Below are 16,892 nucleotides of genomic sequence, written 5' to 3' on the forward strand. Positions count from 1 at the left end.
TAGTTGTGAGAACTTCTACGTATTTCTCAACTCATCATTGTTCATGTATTCGTTGCAGTCGTGCAAGTTTTTCTTGTTGTTTTTGGCGTTGAAGTCGGCAAACCCCGGCAACATACTGCCACAGAAATTGAAAACGCTTGTTTTTAGATTGCCGTGCCTTATCTTTGCACTCACAAACGTGGAGCACAGCATATGCGTGGAGCTTTGCGACATACAACATAGTATTAACTTAGAAAAAAGAAAAGTATGGGATTCATCGTATTCGAGGAAGAGGCATTCAACTATCTTGATGCCCAGTTGGAGAACTTCGTGAAGCGCATGGACAGAATCCGTGAGCGCAGTGAGGACAAGACCATGAACAAGTGGCTCGACACGCAGGACGTGTGTCAGACGCTCAACATCTGCCCACGGACAGTGCAGACGCTTCGGGACAACGGAACTTTGGCTTATACGCAAATCAGCCACAAGACCTACTACAAGCCGGAGGACGTGATGGCTATCGTAGCAGTAGTGGAGGACAGGAAAAAGGACATGCGCTTTCGCAAGCGCACAGGTTAGGCTGTCAATATACAACAGCCACTTTATCCAATGCAGCAAGTAAACCGAGTAACGTAAGTATCAACAATAAAACGAGACAACTATGAGCAATGAAGTAATGACAAGAAACAGCGAGTGGATGAACCACATCGTGAACCACCTCAACCGAATGGTTGACAATTTTGAACGTGCCGTGATGAACTACCGCCCCATGCTTGGCGGTGAGCGCTTCATGACGGACAAGGAGCTTTGTGCCAGGCTGCAACTGAGCCGAAGAACCCTGCAGGACTACCGAAACAACGGTGTCATCCCGTATATCCAGCTTGGCGGAAAGATACTCTACCGCGAGTCCGACATTCAGAAGATTCTGATGGCTAACTATCGTGAAGCGTACAGAATGAAAGGGGTGTAGGAGAATGTCCTTGATGAGTGTGTGAAATGAACAAGGCGACAACGTATAACTTACCGAGTGTGGCTGTTATAGGTTGTCGCCTCGTTTTATTGGCTATACCGAGTTGGTCGTGTTTGCCGAGTGTTCTCCGTATGGTCTGTATAAAATCTAATACCATGCTAAAACACACTGCGGTGGTTCGCCCAAGTGGCTGGAGGCGCAAAGCCTCCAAGGAACGTTGCTTGAAGGATTCCTATACAATTAGGAATCATCTCTCTTCATTCTTTGGCATTACATACTACTCATGCAATGCCAAAATATTAACATGCACCAAAATATTATATAGACTATGGAGATAAGAAAAAACACCTTTTTCTTCTTCGATTTTAAAAGGTGAAGTACAAATCCACTATAAATGGAAAAAACAGGTATTATAAGTATTTTAAACCATCCTATAACATCATAATATGAATAAAAAAAAGTACAAGCGTATGTTGCCCAGTACAAACATATCACAAATGCCATTACAAATTTCAAAAAGACAAATGTCACTTGTTTGTTTTTTAGGTACAATAGGAAATATGCTATAGGAACAACTGTTGCAAATAGCATATCTCCTCTCCATATTATATAAAAATCCAAAAGTCTCATTTTAGTTCATTATTTGTTTGACACTGCAATTTTAGAGAAATAAATTGAATAAAGCAAATGAATTTAAAACCTTTATAAAATTTTAATAAATATTGGTTTTCAAGGAATAGAGATCATTGATGAAAAATGTAATTGCTACACCATTATATTCTTCGACCACAGGCAGACCAACTTCGGGCGGTTGGTCTGCTTTTTGATGATGGCTTGCATGATGAACTCCCGGAAGGCTCTGCTCTCAATGCTGTCAATACGGAAGGCTACCGCAATGACGAGTTCAAGACTATACACATCATAGCTGATGCGGTCGTTCTTCCTGACATGACGGCGTACACCCTGCTCTTTCTGGATGCCATCCTTGAATATAGCCTTGACAGCCTTGCGCACATAGCAGCCGAATACATTATACATGTCGGCAATCTCCTGCATGGTCATCCATACAGTATCGGTCGGCATGGATACCGTTCCGCTCTCGCTGATAGTTATAACTCCTCTGTTCATTTTCCAATAGTTTTTTCGTTCGATAATCTGTTCCTTTCCCGCTTGGCAATAAGCTTATCCATGTCATTTGAAATCTTCTGCTCCGTCACCTGCGCATAGACCTGTGTGCTTGTGATGTCTGCGTGTCCCATCATCTTGGCTATGCTGCCGATGGGAATGTCCTCGTTGAGCATCAAGACTCCGAATGTATGGCGGCTGGCGTGGAATCCCAACTTATTACTTATGCCAAGCACCATTCCAAGGGTATGCACATCAAGATAGATGTCTTTCTTCTCACCCAGTGGAAAAACAGGCTTGCTGTCGTCCGTGGTATTGTAGAGCGAAAGAATCTTCTCGGCTATCGGATGGAGTGGCACGAAGAACTCCACGCCTGTCTTCTCTCTTTCCTTGCGGATGAACTTCCTACCCTCGGAGTTCTCACTGATATGGCGAGGGTACAGTTTCTTTACATCTATATAGGATAAGGAGGTGAGCGAGGCAAAAATGAAACATCTGCGTGCAAGCTCCGTTCGCTCGTCAGCCATCGGGGTAGAGAGCATCTTGATGAAGTCTGCCTTGCTGATATGGGTCATCTTCGGGGCTGCCTTCTTCTCATACCCTATCTTGACTATGGGATTGAAGCGGATAATGCTCCTGTCCACTGCCTTGTACATCAACATGTTCAGCCAGAGAAGGCAATGGTTCACGTAGCTGTCGATACGTCCCTGGTCTCGTTTCAGGAATAGTTTGTATTCCTCCCCGAAATTCTCGTCTATGTCCTCAAAGGCGATGTCGTCCTTATCCAACGAATGGACAAAGTCTCTCAGGTTCTTCTGCCATGTCCGCTTGTGCAGAAAGGTTTGTCTGGCTTTTGCGGTTCGATACCATTCTACGATGGTATCACCAAAGTTCAGCAAGAACCTTCCTGTCGTGTCCTTGTCCTTCAACACTGCCTTCAGCATTTCCACGGTGATGATGCCGTTGGTGGAAAGAAGTGAGTTGTATTTATCCTTGACCTCAGCAAGGAAACTTGCCAATCGTCCGTTGTCCCTTGCGTTCCGTACCTCTCCCTTCTTGGCGTTCCACTCCTGTGGGGTACAGGATATGCCTGTGGAAATGGCTGCACTTTTGCCGTCAACGGTGATGCGGCAAAGTATGTTGGCTGTTCCGTCTGCCTTCACCTTCTGTCTGTTGATGTAAGGCAAAATTGAAAATGTACTTCTGCTCATAGTTGTTGTCCTTATAATATAATAATGTGGTTGAACTGTAAAAAGAAAAGTTGAAAGCCTTGTTCATAATGCGAGAATAAAGTCCTTCTCGGTTGCAGCGATGAACTTGTCCATGTCCTCGAACAGCTTCTTTTGGGTCACTCTCGCATACCGCTGCGTCATCTTCACATCCTTGTGACCGAGCATCTTGCAGATGGTCTCCATCGGCACACCAGCCTCCAGCGTAATGAGGCTGGCGAACGAGTGTCTTCCCGAATGGTAGGAATAGGTCTTGCTCGTTTCCGCCAACTTGCAGATGGTGATGAGATCGATACGAACACGATTCGTGCTCAGCAATGGGAAAAGGGTATCTCTTGCCCCGTCCTCGTATTTCGCCATCAGCTCCAATGCCTCGGGCAGGAGTTTCACCCTGGCAAGTGTTCCGGTCTTCTTGCGGTTATAGACGAGCCATTTGTCGCCATCCTCCAACACCTTGACATTGGCTTTCGTGATGGAAACGGTGTCTATGAAGGCTGTTCCTGCATAGCAGGCGAAAAGAAACAGGTCACGGCTAACGGATAGTCTCGGCTTGTCTTCGGGCAGTTCCACATCACGGATTTTTATGAAATCAGACATGCTGAGAGCCTTGGGTGTCGTAACCTTTGGAGTGCCAACCCGATAATGGGCGAACAGCAGGTTCCTGCACAAGCCTCGCTCAAAGGCGATGCGGCACATCTTCTTGAAGAGCGACACATAGATGGTGATGGTTCCTGATGAAAAGCCTTTCTCGTCAAGCAGGTAATGGTGAAAGTCACTGATGAAAGGCTCGGTCAGCTGTCCGAAAGCCAAATCAGTCAACCTATACTTCTCCCCGATGAACTCAGCGAGATTCTTGCGAATCTTTCTGTAAGTACAGACACTGCTCTTCGACATATCGATGCCCTCATGGGTGCTGAGTTCACTGATATGCTCGTCCACGAAGGAGAGAAGGGTGGTCTGTGTCTTGACGCTGCCCTGCAAGGCCTCCTTGACATCCTTAGCCTCGAAGTCCGTTCTCTTTTCCACAAGCACATCGAAAGCCTTTTGGATGGAAAGCAACAACTGCTCGATGTCCTTGTTGGTCTCCACGGCTTCCTTGCTCTTGCCCTCCAATCGGCTGGCACGAGGATTCCAAAGCGATGGAGTGCAAGACAACTTGCAGGAGAACTGCGCCATAGTCCTGTTCACCGTGATGCGTCCCATGATGGGAGCTTTTCCATTCTTGTCCAATCCGCTCTTTTTTAGGTAGAGCAACACCTTGAATTTTTCGATTTTCATAACGCTTACATTTTGAGTGTGCAAATATAATCATTTTGTAAGCGTTCCTTGATACGCAAAACATTGAGAATCAGCGCAATAAACTCCGTTGATGCACAAAGTTGCCTTTCCGTATTGTTACCTGCTTTGCATAGGTAACTGTGGCTCACGATTTAGTAACTGAACTACTTCAATATTCCTCACTCGCTTGCTTTATGCCGATTTGGCAACTTTGTGCAAATCTGCTCATTCCCAACTGTTTACGTTCCAACCTCTCTTATTCTCCTTTGGCTGCTTTAGAGCTTTATGTTAAAAAAACAAACTCATAGTTTTGGTAACGTGAAAACATAGTTTCTCTTGTACGAACTCATAGCTTCTCTTGTACGAACTCATAGTGTGCTTACTGACAGCTTATTACGATTACTGATTACTGATTACGATTACAGTTCCATTTTCCGCTAGTTGTCTTATCAGGTGTGAAGGGAGCTTTTAAAGAAGGGTATATTATATATATATATTTATATAGATATATATATAATATACCTCCCCATATAACCCCTCATACATCGTTCGGAAAATGGAACTGTAATCGTAATCAGTAATCACTTTCAGCAAAGTAAGAGGAAAAGTTGGTGGGGTTCATCAGATGAAGGTCACCAAACTATATATATTGATAATCAGATAGTTGTAAGTGAAAGGAAAAGATGGGATAGTCTATGTTTTTCAATATATTTTGGGGGAATCTATCGAAGTTACCTCCTGCCATTTTCCAGAAAAAAACAGAAAGATAGAAAATAATCTTTTGAAAGCTTGCTAGTTTGATTTCTTTTTATTATTTTTGCAACCATAAATATCAGTATATTGAAGATAAAGGCTGATATAAGGGATAAATATCATTATAATGATAGATAAATAATAGAAGATTATGGCAGATTTATATGAATATTCTACTCCGGAGTTAGTACGTTTGCTGGGAGTAAGATTCAAGGAATACAGATTGCGATGCAATCTCACCCAGAAAGAGGTTGCCGAGCTTACGGGGCTTGGCTTGACCACCATCCATAAGTTTGAGAATGGCACAGCGGGTAATCTTTCGCTAGCCACTTTTCTCCTCTTGCTGAAGGTGGTAGGGCAGATTGATGCCATCGATGATGTGCTTCCAGAGCTGCCCCCTTCCCCGTATCTGATGAGAAGGGATGAGAAGAAGGCACAGAGAATTCGTCATACTAAACAATAATGGGCTATGGTAAATACGTTGAGAGTAATGCTTTGGGACGAAGAAATCGGTCGCTTGGCATGGGACAATCGCCGCAGGCTATCGTACTTCACATATAATCCTGAGTTTTTGAAGAAGGGAATCGAAGTTTCTCCTCTTCAAGCTCCTGTGCATGGTATCCGTGCGATGATACCAGTGTGGGGAGAGGAAGCCAGAATGTACCAAAAACTTCCTGCTTTTTTGGCTGATTCGTTGCCGGATGCTTGGGGTAATCAGCTTTTCGAGCTTTGGCGAATTCAAAATCATATTCCAAATGCTGATATAACTCCGTTGGATAAACTTTCTTTTATCGGTAAGCGAGGCATGGGTGCATTGGAATTCTTACCAGAGGTGGCAAAGACGGATAAGGCTGAAATGATAGATGTCAAGTCGTTGGCCGATTTGGCAGAGCGCATATTCATCGAGCGTGAAAATGCCCACATCATGCCAGAGGAATCTATCACTATGCAGTCCTTGCTTACGGTGGGAACATCGGCTGGTGGACGGCAACCTAAGGCTATCATTGCCATCAATAAAGATACGGGGGAAATACGAAGTGGTCAGGTGGCTGGGCTGCAGGATTATGATTATTACATATTGAAATTTGGAGACACAAAATACAGTTCTGCTGAGATAGAGATGACCTACTATGAGATGGCCATCAAGTCGGGAATAGATATGATGCCATCCAGGCTATATGAGATTGATGGAAACAGGAATTTCATGACGAAGCGTTTCGACCGTGATGGTGAGCGGAAATTGCATACACAGACCCTTGCTGCGATTTCTCCGGAAACCGATAGCTATGAGGGACTTGTGGCTATCTGTAGAAAATTACATTTGCCGGAGACTGATTGTCAGGAAGTATTTCGCAGACTTGTGTTCAATGTCCTTTCCAACAATACGGATGATCATACAAAGAATTTCTCTTTTGTGATGGACGAGGCGGGTCTTTGGCGTTTGTCGCCAGCCTACGATCTTACTTATATTATAGATACAGGAGGCTATTTACCCAATACGGGTCATTGTATGTATGTAAGGTCTAAGCTGCATCATATTTCTTACGATGATGCCATTCAGTTTGCCAAGGACAATGGTATTCGTCGTGCTGATGTTATCATTAGGGAAGTGGCTGATTCACTGCGGCAATTCCGTGAAATTGCCAAGCGGCATGCCGTTCAAGACAGGTGGATCAGTTCTATAGAGTCAGCTATCAATGCTCATCTTGTATCATGGGGATTGGAGGATAAGGACAACAATTTGGCTGCTTTTGAGATAGATGGCAAAAGCTGTACAGATGTTCGTATAGAGCAGGCTTACAAAGGCAACTTCCATTTGTATGCAAGCATAGATGGGCGAGAATGTAAGTTTATTATCGGAAAGAACAAGCCCGAATATGCTACGATTCAAGAGACGGGATTGTCAAATCTTTCTAAATCGATGCTCATGGATTTGGTTGCGAAATATCTGCTGAGATAGTATCGCTGCCTGATATAAATGTCAATATATTGAAGATAAAGGCTGATATAAGGGCTAAATATCATTATAATGATAGATAAATAATAGGAGATTATGGCAGATAAAAATAACATCTAACAATACTGCGTATGAAACGTTATACAATAAAGAACCTACCACCCTCTATTCATAAAGAGACAGAGGATATACGACTTACTTTTGCCAAAAGCAGAAGTACATTCTTATGGTGTGCATTCAAGGACTTGCTTTTGAATGAAACTCTTCCTATGAGGATCATTATTGCCATCCTTGTCATAGGAGCCATCGGATTGGTGGCTTTAGACCATCCTGAAAAATCCACCATCTGCTTGATAGTCCTGCTTATCTACTATGTAAGATACATTTGGACAGTCAACAAAGTTTACTCCTTGTATAAGGAAGGTACTTTTCCGATGCTTACATTCGAAGGGCCGCAAAATACAATGAGCGTCGAGGAGGGGAAAAGGTATGTCCGGTTGGAGTCGCCAACCTGGGAAGAAGTGGACCGTATCTGCTTTTACCACAATTGCTTGGTTGTAGGAATGAACAAAAAATCAGAGTATGGGCTATTGTTTATGTGGACAAACGATATGGAAAAAGCGCAGCAAACAGCTTTGGACATGTGGCGGAATGCCTTGGATGCCAAAGCTTCCAACACGAAGATGCCTGAGTTCTATTCAGAAACAGAAGTCGATGAAATATCCAATTTCATTGAGAACATTTTCGGCAATTACGAACTTGTCCTTCACGAGATAGTCTCTCCTGATATTCACGTGGACATTGCTATCATTCCTCCTACTGAAGAACGCAATTATTATACTTTGTGTACAATGGGCGTGGGAGCGCATCGCATGAACGTGCCTGATACATTAAGATATGAATCCCTAATTGCTGAACGTGTGGAGTTATTGATGTATCTTCCTGCTGACTGGAATCTGTCAGAGGAAGCATCGGAAGACGAACGGAATTTCTGGCCTATTCGTCTCTTGAAAGATTTTGCTCGTATGCCTATCTATAGCGACAGTTGGATGGGTTGGGGACATTCTTTAGGGCAAGAAGAGGTAGAACTCTTTGCAGAGGGCGTTCCATATTCTGCAGCTGTCCTGTTGGCACCACAACCCGACATTGACAACTTCACGTCTTGCCCTTTGACGGTTGGTAAGACTGTAGATTTCTTCCAAGTTTTTCCACTAACTCACGAAGAATTGGAATACAAGATAAAATGTGCCGAGGATGAAGATTGTGAATCTCCTACCGATATGCTGTTAGACCATATTCATGCCGACCGTGAGCATTGGCTGGACTATGCTTTAAGCCGCTTTGATTATCGAGAAAAAAAATAACAACGTTTACCAAGGGTCAACTCGTGTGTCGCTATTTGCCTGTCTGGATTTCGTAAATATAGATACAGCTCCATGCTATATGAGATACATTCCGATATGGGCATAATTGTAACTTGCCTGTAACTTGCCTACAAATCGTTGCTTCTTCTACTGGAATCAATAATGTTACGATGGATTCTAATGTAAGCAATTGTCCTGTTTATAATATGAACGGGCAGAGAGTAGGAGGTAGTTATAAGGGCGTAGTAATCCAGAATGGAAAAAAGAGATTAGTAAACCTCAAATCCGCAACCGCCCTCATAAGATGACACAGAGGTCAAAAAGGTAGCGACACTGTGGCAAAAGAGGGTGCAACGCAGCAAAAATCGCCACAAAGACGCATTAAATCCCCTTACCCCACCATGCGACTTGAGGCAATACGCAAAATCACGACCATAAGTTGTCGGTGTCATCCAAAGTCATTCTGGAACACATCAGCATAAGCGTTGTTGCATGAATAGATATTCAGCACATACTGCCTTGATGTCCTGACCCATTTGGCTGGCACAGAGATGAACTTGAAGACAAACGCCTTGATGCGGCTTGTTGCTTTGAGTCCGAACCTCTTCACGTCAAGCCTCGCCATGATGAATTTATAGAAGTTGCGTATGAGTGCCGTAAGCAGAAGAAACACCGTGTTTTCTCCCATGAAGGATTTTGGAAGCCTGTTCCAGCCGAATCCGTTATTCATTTCATCGAAGATGCGTTCCTTCCCTCCACGGAGGTTATAGAATTTGACAATCTCTTTCTCGGAAGACTCGTAGTCATTTGTAAGGATGCAGCGGTAGGTGTATTCGCCTTCCCACAGGTCAATCTCACCGTCAATTCGCTTCTGCCTTTGGATTACAAGACGGTATGCCCTCCCTTTCCATTTCTCAACAAGAATGGAGTTCAGTTCAAACTCAATGCCGCCCAGTTCCTCTCTCTTCCACCCTCTGAGTGCAAAGATGTCATCGTAGAGCGAACCGCAGCGGTTGGCGCGGATATAGAAAGTCATGCAATGCTTTCCGACCTCTTCCACAATTTCCTCTGAGCAGGATCCGCAATCTGCCCTGAAACGATTGACTGTCAATCCTTTCTGTTCAATCCTCTCAAAGAATCTCCTCAACGTGTCCTTCTGGTGGAAACGAACGTTAGTGTTGCCGTCGCTGTTCTCTATGCCGACAATCATGTCGCCAATGACAGCCACACCTGGACGGTACCCGAGAAACTTCTTGTATGTGGGTTTCGCATCAAACTTCTCAGCCTCTATGAACTGGTGGTCGAAGTCAACGTCATACCCCTCGCCCTCTTTCAGCTGCCCTGTGGACAATAGGCAATTGAGGAGCAGTGTATTCAGCATGTCTGCCGTGTTGAAGTCGTAGGTCTTGCCAGTGTCGGATGTGTAGGAAATGTTATCCTGGGTCAGTTCCTTTATGGCTCTGAGAATCGTGTCGGCACTGCATGTGCGAAGTGTCGGATGAAGCGAGAGGTGATACATCAGATGAGTGGTGACATCCTCTATGCATGAGCCGCCACAGAAATAAACGCTCATAAGCGAACGGATGATTTCGCTGTATTGATAACCATACAGCCTACATCTCATACCGAGGGTTGAGTCGATTACAGATGAGAGATTGGAGTCAAATTGCTCCATTATTGAAAAAATTCCTCCAAAAGGAGAGAGTTTCTCAGATTTTATTGCTACCTTTGCCATGTCTGTCGGGTTTGATACATATTTTGATTTGCAACACTAAGATAGGTGAAAAATCTGACATGGCAAAATCCTGAGCAACTTTTTGTTGCTCAGGTACTTATAAAATAAGTTAAACTAAAATGCTGCGGAATTTAGGGTAAAGTAAAAACTTGCAGGATATATTATAAATGAAAAACAGCCAACTTTCAAATGTTATTGAAGGTTGGCTGTTTTTTTCTTGCTCAAAAGTTTGTATTAGGTTCTTCTCAAATTTTGGTACATTTATGTATCTAAGTTTGAGGAGACCTTTATCTGCAAAAGAGAAATCGATGCTCTTCCACCCATAATTCGCTTTGCGGTCTTTATCTTGTTGACCGAACCTTCAAGGATTCCATTGTTCAATTTGCTAGCAATAGAATTATTGATGGCGGAATAGTCCTTAATCAGTCCTTTGGCAAACTTTTCCATTTTCTCATTACCACATCCTATGACCATGTTAATCCATTTGTACAAGTTCATTTTGACCTCTCCGCTCAAAATGCCTTGAAATGTTGTTATATAATAGGCTAAATCGGTAATATGCAAGTCCTGCAGAAACAATCTGACTGTATCAGTCTTGGTTTTCCAGTTGAAGTGAACTATTGAATTCCAAAGGTCATACTCTTCGCTCCTGATAGTTGCCTTTGCAAGAAATGCCTTGTAGGCATCATCGTATGCCTTCCAGTCTTCCTTCCATTTTTCTCTCAGTAGAAAAAGAAGTCTTTTCAGTATTTCTTTCTTCTCTGTAGAATGTAACCCCTTGGTAACCACAGAGTAATCCAATGACTTTTTACAGAGAATCCTGTTTGTAATAGATTCTATGGCTTTGTAAGCCCTTAGTTGCGTTGGGTTGAGCAAGTCCTCATATTTGGTGTTCCTTAGCTTTCCCATCTTAAATCCATCAAACCCTGTTTTGTCATGGATTTCACTCAAAGTCAGTCCTTGCCTTGCATAAAGATCCATGAAAGTGTTCCATTCAGCCATTTTCTTGATTCTTCTTGTATCCTTGCACATCGATTCCAAGACTGCATATATGCTGGTATAAAGCCAACCTCTACTTATTTGTGGCTTAATGGGACCAACTAGACCTTGAGTCAGCAACTCCATTCTCTTATGCAAAAACTCCTGCAGAATCTTTGGAAAGACTGCGCTCGTCAAGTCTTCAATGACATGGAATTTGTCTGTGATAGCATGTGCTGATGGGGCTCCTTGCTTGATAGCCTTAATGAAGCATCGTCCCCTATCACGAGTGATAGTATCGACTTTCTTGTATTGTTTCAAGACATTTGCCACAATCGAAGAATCTCTAGAGTCTATCAGTTCCAAAATCTCGCCTGTGTCATGGTCTACGATAACACTGCCATAGGTATGTCCCTTTCTCTTGGCAAAGTCATCTATGCCTATATTCCTGGCAGTCCTGTCTGGAAGTCTTTGGATCTTTTTCAAATGATTTATGCAAGTATTTGGACAGCAGGTGATTCCCATCTTTCTCATGACCTTGGAGGTCGACACAGATGACATATGTATATGAAGCTGGTTCATCAACTCTATGCATCTTACACTGAATCTTGCATATTTGTTTAGCCACTTCGTCTGTTGCTCTACAAATATATGTTTATCAGACTGGCAGTAAAAACGGCGCATGTAAAGGGTGAGAACAAACCGTTTACACCCTAAAGGACACATCGTGACCGTTCTCTTTTGCCAGCCACGGGTATGAGTGGTTTTCTGGCCACAACGGTCGCAGAAGGCATGGGTAGCCGTACTCACGAGAACCATTTTGAGTTCCGTGGAAGAGAAGTCACAACTTGTGATAAAAAAGCCATCTATGGCAGGAAAAATGTCCATAAGAAGTTTTTCTCCGGCCATAGAAGCATTTATATCGGATTTTATTTGGTTGTTCCTTATCTTTTTTATAATTTTGCATCTGTTAGCGATTGTATCCATTGTAAGTCATATTTTATGATCACTTTAAACTTACATATTTTTGGAGACAATCGCTAATTTTTTATATTAAACTTTCTCAAAAATATTGCTCCTTCATATAAAAATTGGGGCTTTGTACTAAAATTTGAGAAGAACCTTGTATTATTAATAATTATTTGTATCTTTGCAGTGCGAGAACCCGCCAAGCCTCTCAACGATGCTCAAATGTGCGGGTCGTTTTTGTATAATACGTTTATTCTCAAAATATGCTAATGTAAAGATTACAGCATTTTTTTAGTCGTTTAAGTCGGAGTCACCGCAGTCGAAAGAATCAAGTTTATATTCTGTATCTGAATCAAAACGATAAATATTCATCCTAAAAGTGCGTTATATGTTAAATTCCACTTTTTGTTGATTTCTTCGACTTCTGCATGCAGTTTCTCTCGATTAGCTCTTCTCTGCTCTGGAGTCAAGCTTTCCACTCGCTTCATTTCTTTAACGAAGCGTTCTGCGTCTTTACCCACCAGAATTGGAGTTTCTCTTATTGGTCTTGCCATATTCATATCCTCCTAATTATTTTGATGTTTGTATATTTCTGTGATCTTCATCAGATGTATGTCACCACCTTGAACAGGAGTTGGTGGGGTTCATCTGATGAAGGTCACCACATTATTTAATTGATAATCAATAAGATGAAATGGAATCACTTATTGCTTAAACAAATCATCCATTGTAATCTCGCTCTGTATCATGCCGTATTGGGCATTTCTTGCCACTCCGTAAGTCGTAACGAAGGTGAGGTGCAGAGCCTTGCTGGTACCAGTGGTTTCTCTGAACAACTCACGGCGATAGATGATGTGTTCCAGATAGGAAGGAGTAATCTCGAAGGGCTTCATCGAAAACTTCATTTCGCATAGGTTGATGGTCTGGTCTCGTCGGTCGATTACCAAATCTATCTGGGCGCCTTCTCGCTTCTTTCCCTCAGAATCCACGCTGGCAGGTGCCGACCATGAGCAGATGGATGACTGAACCCCCTCAATGCCTAGGGCACGCTTGATTTGCCTGATATGATGCAGGCATACCTGCTCGAAAGCATAGCCGCACCAGGCACGATGACTTGGCGAATCAATGGTGTCGGTCCAGAAAGTTTCGTCCATGCCAGTGGAGTTCTTGATGTAGCGCAGGTGGAACAGGGAGAAGAGGTCGGTGAGCTGATATACTGCATCTCGCTGCTTCTTGTTGATGGGGTAGTAGCGGCGGATGAAATCGCAGTTGCAGAGATCATCCAATACCTCTGATAGTCCGCCATTGTCAGGAATTTTGCATTCGCGGATGATGTCCTGTCGGGTCAAGCCCTTTGCCTTTTGAGAAAGTATCTCCACTACTTTACGATAGTTTCTGCTATCCTTGAAAAGCGAACGGAATAGGAAGTCGAACTCTCTTCTCAGTTCGCCGTTCTCCTCGAAAAACAGCTTGTTGATGTTTTGTGCCAGGCTTAAATGGGGTTTGAGCATGTTTAGATAGTAAGGCGTGCCACCTAGCATCATATAGCATTCTACAGTCTGATGGCGGTTGAATACGATATGATTGTTCTGCAGAAATTCCTCAGTTTCACCTAATGAGAAAGGTGCAAGATAGATGCTGCGGGTTACCCGGTTGTGCAGTCCTCCCTTGTCTCCCAGCAGTTTGTTGACCATCCATGAGGTGGCTGAACCGCATACCACGAGCATGAGGTTCTGGTCTGAAGCCCATTGGTTCCAGAAGAGTTCGATAGCACTGATGAAGTTGGAGCGTGGGGTGTCGAACCAAGGAAGCTCATCGATGAAGACCACTTTTCGTCTGTCACCGAGAGAAGCCAGATAGTCTTTTAGCTGGAAGAATGCTTCCAGCCATGACTGAGGGGTCTTTCGCTTGACGCCTGAGTATGACTCCAGGGTCATCTTGAAGTTAAAGAGCTGATCTTTCTTGGTAGCCTGATAAGCTCCTGTAAAATAGAAGTCAAACTTTTCTTTGAAGAATTGTTTCACTAGGAAAGTCTTGCCGATGCGTCGTCTTCCATAGACTGCTACGAATTCCGGTTTGTTGGATTCATAGCAATCCTGCAGCGTTTTCTGTTCTTCCTTGCGTCCTATTATTTTTTGTAGCATAATGGTAAAGTCTTATTTTATGATAACAATTAGCCCTAAGGCTCTGATATTTGGCTACAAAGATAATGTTTTTATTTGAATTCCGCAAGGGATTTTAGATAAAAATATGCCTGAACTGGGGCGGTAACTCGTTTTTTAAGGCAGTTACCGCCCCATTTCAAGTATGTTTTGTTGAATTTCGGTTCTATTTTTACAGTGATATATTGTTAATAATCAGAAAAACGCTTGTTTTCTGAAATATTATCCGTATCTTTGTATCTAGATTATAAAGAGTAAGATTATGGCTTCAAAGAGATATCCTTTGGGAATACAAACGTTCTCCGAAATCGTGAAGGGGAATTACTTCTATGCTGACAAGACGGCTATCGTTTATCAGTTGGCTCATTATGCCAAGTTTCATTTTCTGAGTCGCCCACGTCGATTCGGAAAATCCTTGTTTGTATCTACTCTCAAGGCTTACTTTGAAGGTAAGAAAGAGCTGTTCAAGGGACTTGCTATCGAACAGATGGAGAAGGAGTGGACGGCATATCCTGTCATCCATTTGGATTTGAGCTGCGGTAAGTATTATAGTTTGGAGAACGCTAAAATCATATTAAATAATATTCTTAAAGTTGAAGAGCAGAAATATGGAATAGAAGTTCCTGAATCTGAGCGTGAAGGCTTTGGGGCTCGCTTTAGGGATATTTTGCTGGCTGCCACGGCTCAAACCGGTAAACAGGTTGTCGTTCTCATCGATGAGTATGATGCCCCGATGCATGATTCTGTAAGTGACGAAGACTTGCAGAAAACCATCCGCAACATCATGCGGGATTTCTTCAGCCCCTTGAAGCAGCAAGAGGGAAACATTCGCTTTGTATTCATCACAGGCATCTCTAAGTTTAGTCAGCTCAGCATCTTTAGCGAGTTGAACAATCTCAAGATTCTCACGTTGAAGGATGAATACAGTAGCTGTTGTGGTATCACCAAGAGTGAATTGACTCAGTATTTCCGTGAGGGTATCGAGGAGATGGCTGAGCATAATGGGCTTACTTATGAGGAGACCTTAGAGCAACTCAAGCAGCATTATGATGGCTACCATTTCAGTATTAATAGCGAGGATATCTTCAATCCTTACAGCATCATCAATGCATTGGATGATAAGGAGTTTAATAGCTATTGGTTTACATCTGGTACGCCTACGTTCCTGGTAGAGTTGTTGCAGCGGAAAAATTTGGACATGCTCAATCTGGATGATTTGTGGATACAGGCATCACGTTTTGATACACCTACGGAAAGACTCACTGATCCTATTCCGGTTCTTTTCCAAAGTGGCTACCTTACCATTAAAGGATATGAGCGAAGAGGAAAATTGTATCATCTCTGTTTCCCAAATCTAGAAGTAAGACAAGGCTTTTCTGATAGTCTCGTCAGGTATTATACTGCACAAGACATGAACAGATATGATGCCATTGTGTATGCTTATGCCAAGAATGTGCTCGTCAATGACGACATGGGAGCCTTTATGCCTCACTTGAAGGCATTCTATGATAAGTTCCCATATACGATTATCAACAATAATGAGCGTCACTATCAAGCCGTGATATTCACCATCTTCACCATGCTTGGCGAAGATGTGAAGGTGGAGCATACCACTTCTGATGGAAGAATAGACCTTGTGCTCAAGACGGATAAGAGTATCTTTATCTTTGAGTTAAAATATAAGAAGTCTGCCGACATCGCCATGGCACAAATCAGCCACAAGGACTATGCCAAGGCTTTTGCCGATGATGGGCGGAAGGTTGTGAAAGTAGGTATTAACTTCTCTGAAAACCAGCGAAGTATAGAGGATTGGGTGATAGAATAAATGATATAGAAGAAAGTTGGTGACCTTCATCTGATGAAGGTCACCAACTCTCATTAACTCTGTAAAGTAATGTCATTCAGTTAATTATCTTATATAATCACTGCCGTTCCGCTGCACGTAACCATCAGCATGGAGCCGCTGTTGCCCACGGTTTCGTAATCCAGGTCGATGCCCACGATGGCGTTGCAGCCCAGGGATGCGGCACGGTCGGCCATCTCTCTCAGGGCAGTATCCTTGGCCTGGCGGAGGGTGCTTTCGTAAGAACCGCTTCTTCCACCTATCACATCACGGACACTGGCAAAGAAATCCTTCACAAAGTTGGTACCAATGATGGTTTCGCCGGTCACTACGCCACGATATTCACGGATAGGGTGGCCTTCTATGGTTGGAGTTGTACTCAAAATCATAATCTTTTTCCTTTCTTTTTTATGTTATCTATACTATTTATTTATGTAACTATACATGTTATTTTATAGCTTAGACGATAAAATACAGCAAAAGGTTGCAGAAAAAAACAAAAAATATGTAAAAAGCAACAAAAAAGAAGCACAAGAAGCAAAAAAAGCTC

At 42.9% G+C, this 16,892-nt stretch carries 14 protein-coding genes; 6 read left to right on the forward strand and 8 right to left on the reverse strand.

All coding sequences use genetic code 11. The features are described from left to right. Positions 1-246: 246 nt before the first annotated feature. Together KUA49_RS06955 and KUA49_RS06960 are read left to right on the forward strand one after the other, a co-directional pair. The gene (locus KUA49_RS06955; RefSeq protein ID WP_008628599.1) at positions 247-558 is read left to right on the forward strand and encodes a helix-turn-helix domain-containing protein; all 312 of its coding nucleotides are present in this window, start codon (positions 247-249) and stop codon (positions 556-558) included. Positions 559-640: 82 nt separating this feature from the next. Beyond that, positions 641-949 carry a helix-turn-helix domain-containing protein gene (locus KUA49_RS06960; protein ID WP_008628594.1) on the forward strand — a complete coding sequence of 103 codons (309 nt, stop codon included), beginning with the start codon at positions 641-643 and terminating at the stop codon, positions 947-949. A 765-nt stretch (positions 950-1,714) separates the two neighbouring features. On the opposite strand, the gene KUA49_RS06965 is transcribed toward KUA49_RS06960, so the two are convergent. The 3 genes from KUA49_RS06965 to KUA49_RS06975 form a co-directional block, all read right to left on the reverse strand. Further along, complete coding sequence (locus KUA49_RS06965; protein ID WP_218412759.1) at positions 1,715-2,077, reverse strand: hypothetical protein; 363 nt, start codon at positions 2,075-2,077, stop codon at positions 1,715-1,717. Beyond that, complete coding sequence (locus KUA49_RS06970) at positions 2,074-3,285, reverse strand: site-specific integrase (RefSeq protein WP_318331680.1); 1,212 nt, start codon at positions 3,283-3,285, stop codon at positions 2,074-2,076. Before KUA49_RS06970 ends, KUA49_RS06965 begins: the two co-directional genes overlap by 4 nt. 63 nt (positions 3,286-3,348) lie before the next feature. Then, complete coding sequence (locus tag KUA49_RS06975; RefSeq protein ID WP_318331681.1) at positions 3,349-4,581, reverse strand: site-specific integrase; 1,233 nt, start codon at positions 4,579-4,581, stop codon at positions 3,349-3,351. A 904-nt stretch (positions 4,582-5,485) separates the two neighbouring features. Between KUA49_RS06975 and KUA49_RS06980 the strand changes: the two genes are divergently transcribed. From KUA49_RS06980 to KUA49_RS06990, 3 genes are all read left to right on the forward strand, one after another. Then, the gene (locus KUA49_RS06980; RefSeq protein WP_218413595.1) at positions 5,486-5,797 is read left to right on the forward strand and encodes a helix-turn-helix domain-containing protein; all 312 of its coding nucleotides are present in this window, start codon (positions 5,486-5,488) and stop codon (positions 5,795-5,797) included. A 6-nt stretch (positions 5,798-5,803) separates the two neighbouring features. Further along, a complete protein-coding gene (locus KUA49_RS06985; RefSeq protein WP_218413594.1) occupies positions 5,804-7,294 on the forward strand; it encodes a type II toxin-antitoxin system HipA family toxin in 1,491 nt (496 codons plus the stop codon). Positions 7,295-7,422: 128 nt separating this feature from the next. Beyond that, positions 7,423-8,655, forward strand: a complete 1,233-nt coding sequence (locus tag KUA49_RS06990; RefSeq protein ID WP_218413593.1) for a suppressor of fused domain protein — start codon at positions 7,423-7,425, stop codon at positions 8,653-8,655. 448 nt (positions 8,656-9,103) lie between these two features. Here the strand turns inward: KUA49_RS06990 and KUA49_RS06995 are convergent, their stop codons facing one another. The 4 genes from KUA49_RS06995 to KUA49_RS07010 all read right to left on the reverse strand — a co-directional run bounded on the left by KUA49_RS06995 (position 9,104) and on the right by KUA49_RS07010 (position 14,481). Further along, entirely contained in the window at positions 9,104-10,390 is a 1,287-nt protein-coding gene (locus KUA49_RS06995; RefSeq protein WP_118354577.1) for an IS1380 family transposase, read from the reverse strand. A 261-nt stretch (positions 10,391-10,651) separates the two neighbouring features. Next, a complete protein-coding gene (locus KUA49_RS07000) occupies positions 10,652-12,355 on the reverse strand; it encodes an ISL3 family transposase (protein ID WP_318331673.1) in 1,704 nt (567 codons plus the stop codon). Positions 12,356-12,705: 350 nt separating this feature from the next. Continuing rightward, entirely contained in the window at positions 12,706-12,891 is a 186-nt protein-coding gene (locus tag KUA49_RS07005; protein WP_203049708.1) for a hypothetical protein, read from the reverse strand. A 150-nt stretch (positions 12,892-13,041) separates the two neighbouring features. Then, complete coding sequence (locus KUA49_RS07010) at positions 13,042-14,481, reverse strand: AAA family ATPase (protein ID WP_218413367.1); 1,440 nt, start codon at positions 14,479-14,481, stop codon at positions 13,042-13,044. Positions 14,482-14,761: 280 nt separating this feature from the next. Between KUA49_RS07010 and KUA49_RS07015 the strand changes: the two genes are divergently transcribed. Beyond that, entirely contained in the window at positions 14,762-16,324 is a 1,563-nt protein-coding gene (locus KUA49_RS07015; RefSeq protein WP_218413366.1) for an ATP-binding protein, read from the forward strand. Between the two features lie 89 nt (positions 16,325-16,413). On the opposite strand, the gene KUA49_RS07020 is transcribed toward KUA49_RS07015, so the two are convergent. Next, positions 16,414-16,731: a heavy metal-binding domain-containing protein gene (locus tag KUA49_RS07020; RefSeq protein ID WP_117661912.1), complete on the reverse strand. Its 318-nt coding sequence runs from the start codon at positions 16,729-16,731 to the stop codon at positions 16,414-16,416. Positions 16,732-16,892: the final 161 nt, after the last annotated feature.

Origin of the sequence: Segatella copri (assembly GCF_019249655.2) — a bacterium.
GTDB lineage: Bacteria > Bacteroidota > Bacteroidia > Bacteroidales > Bacteroidaceae > Prevotella.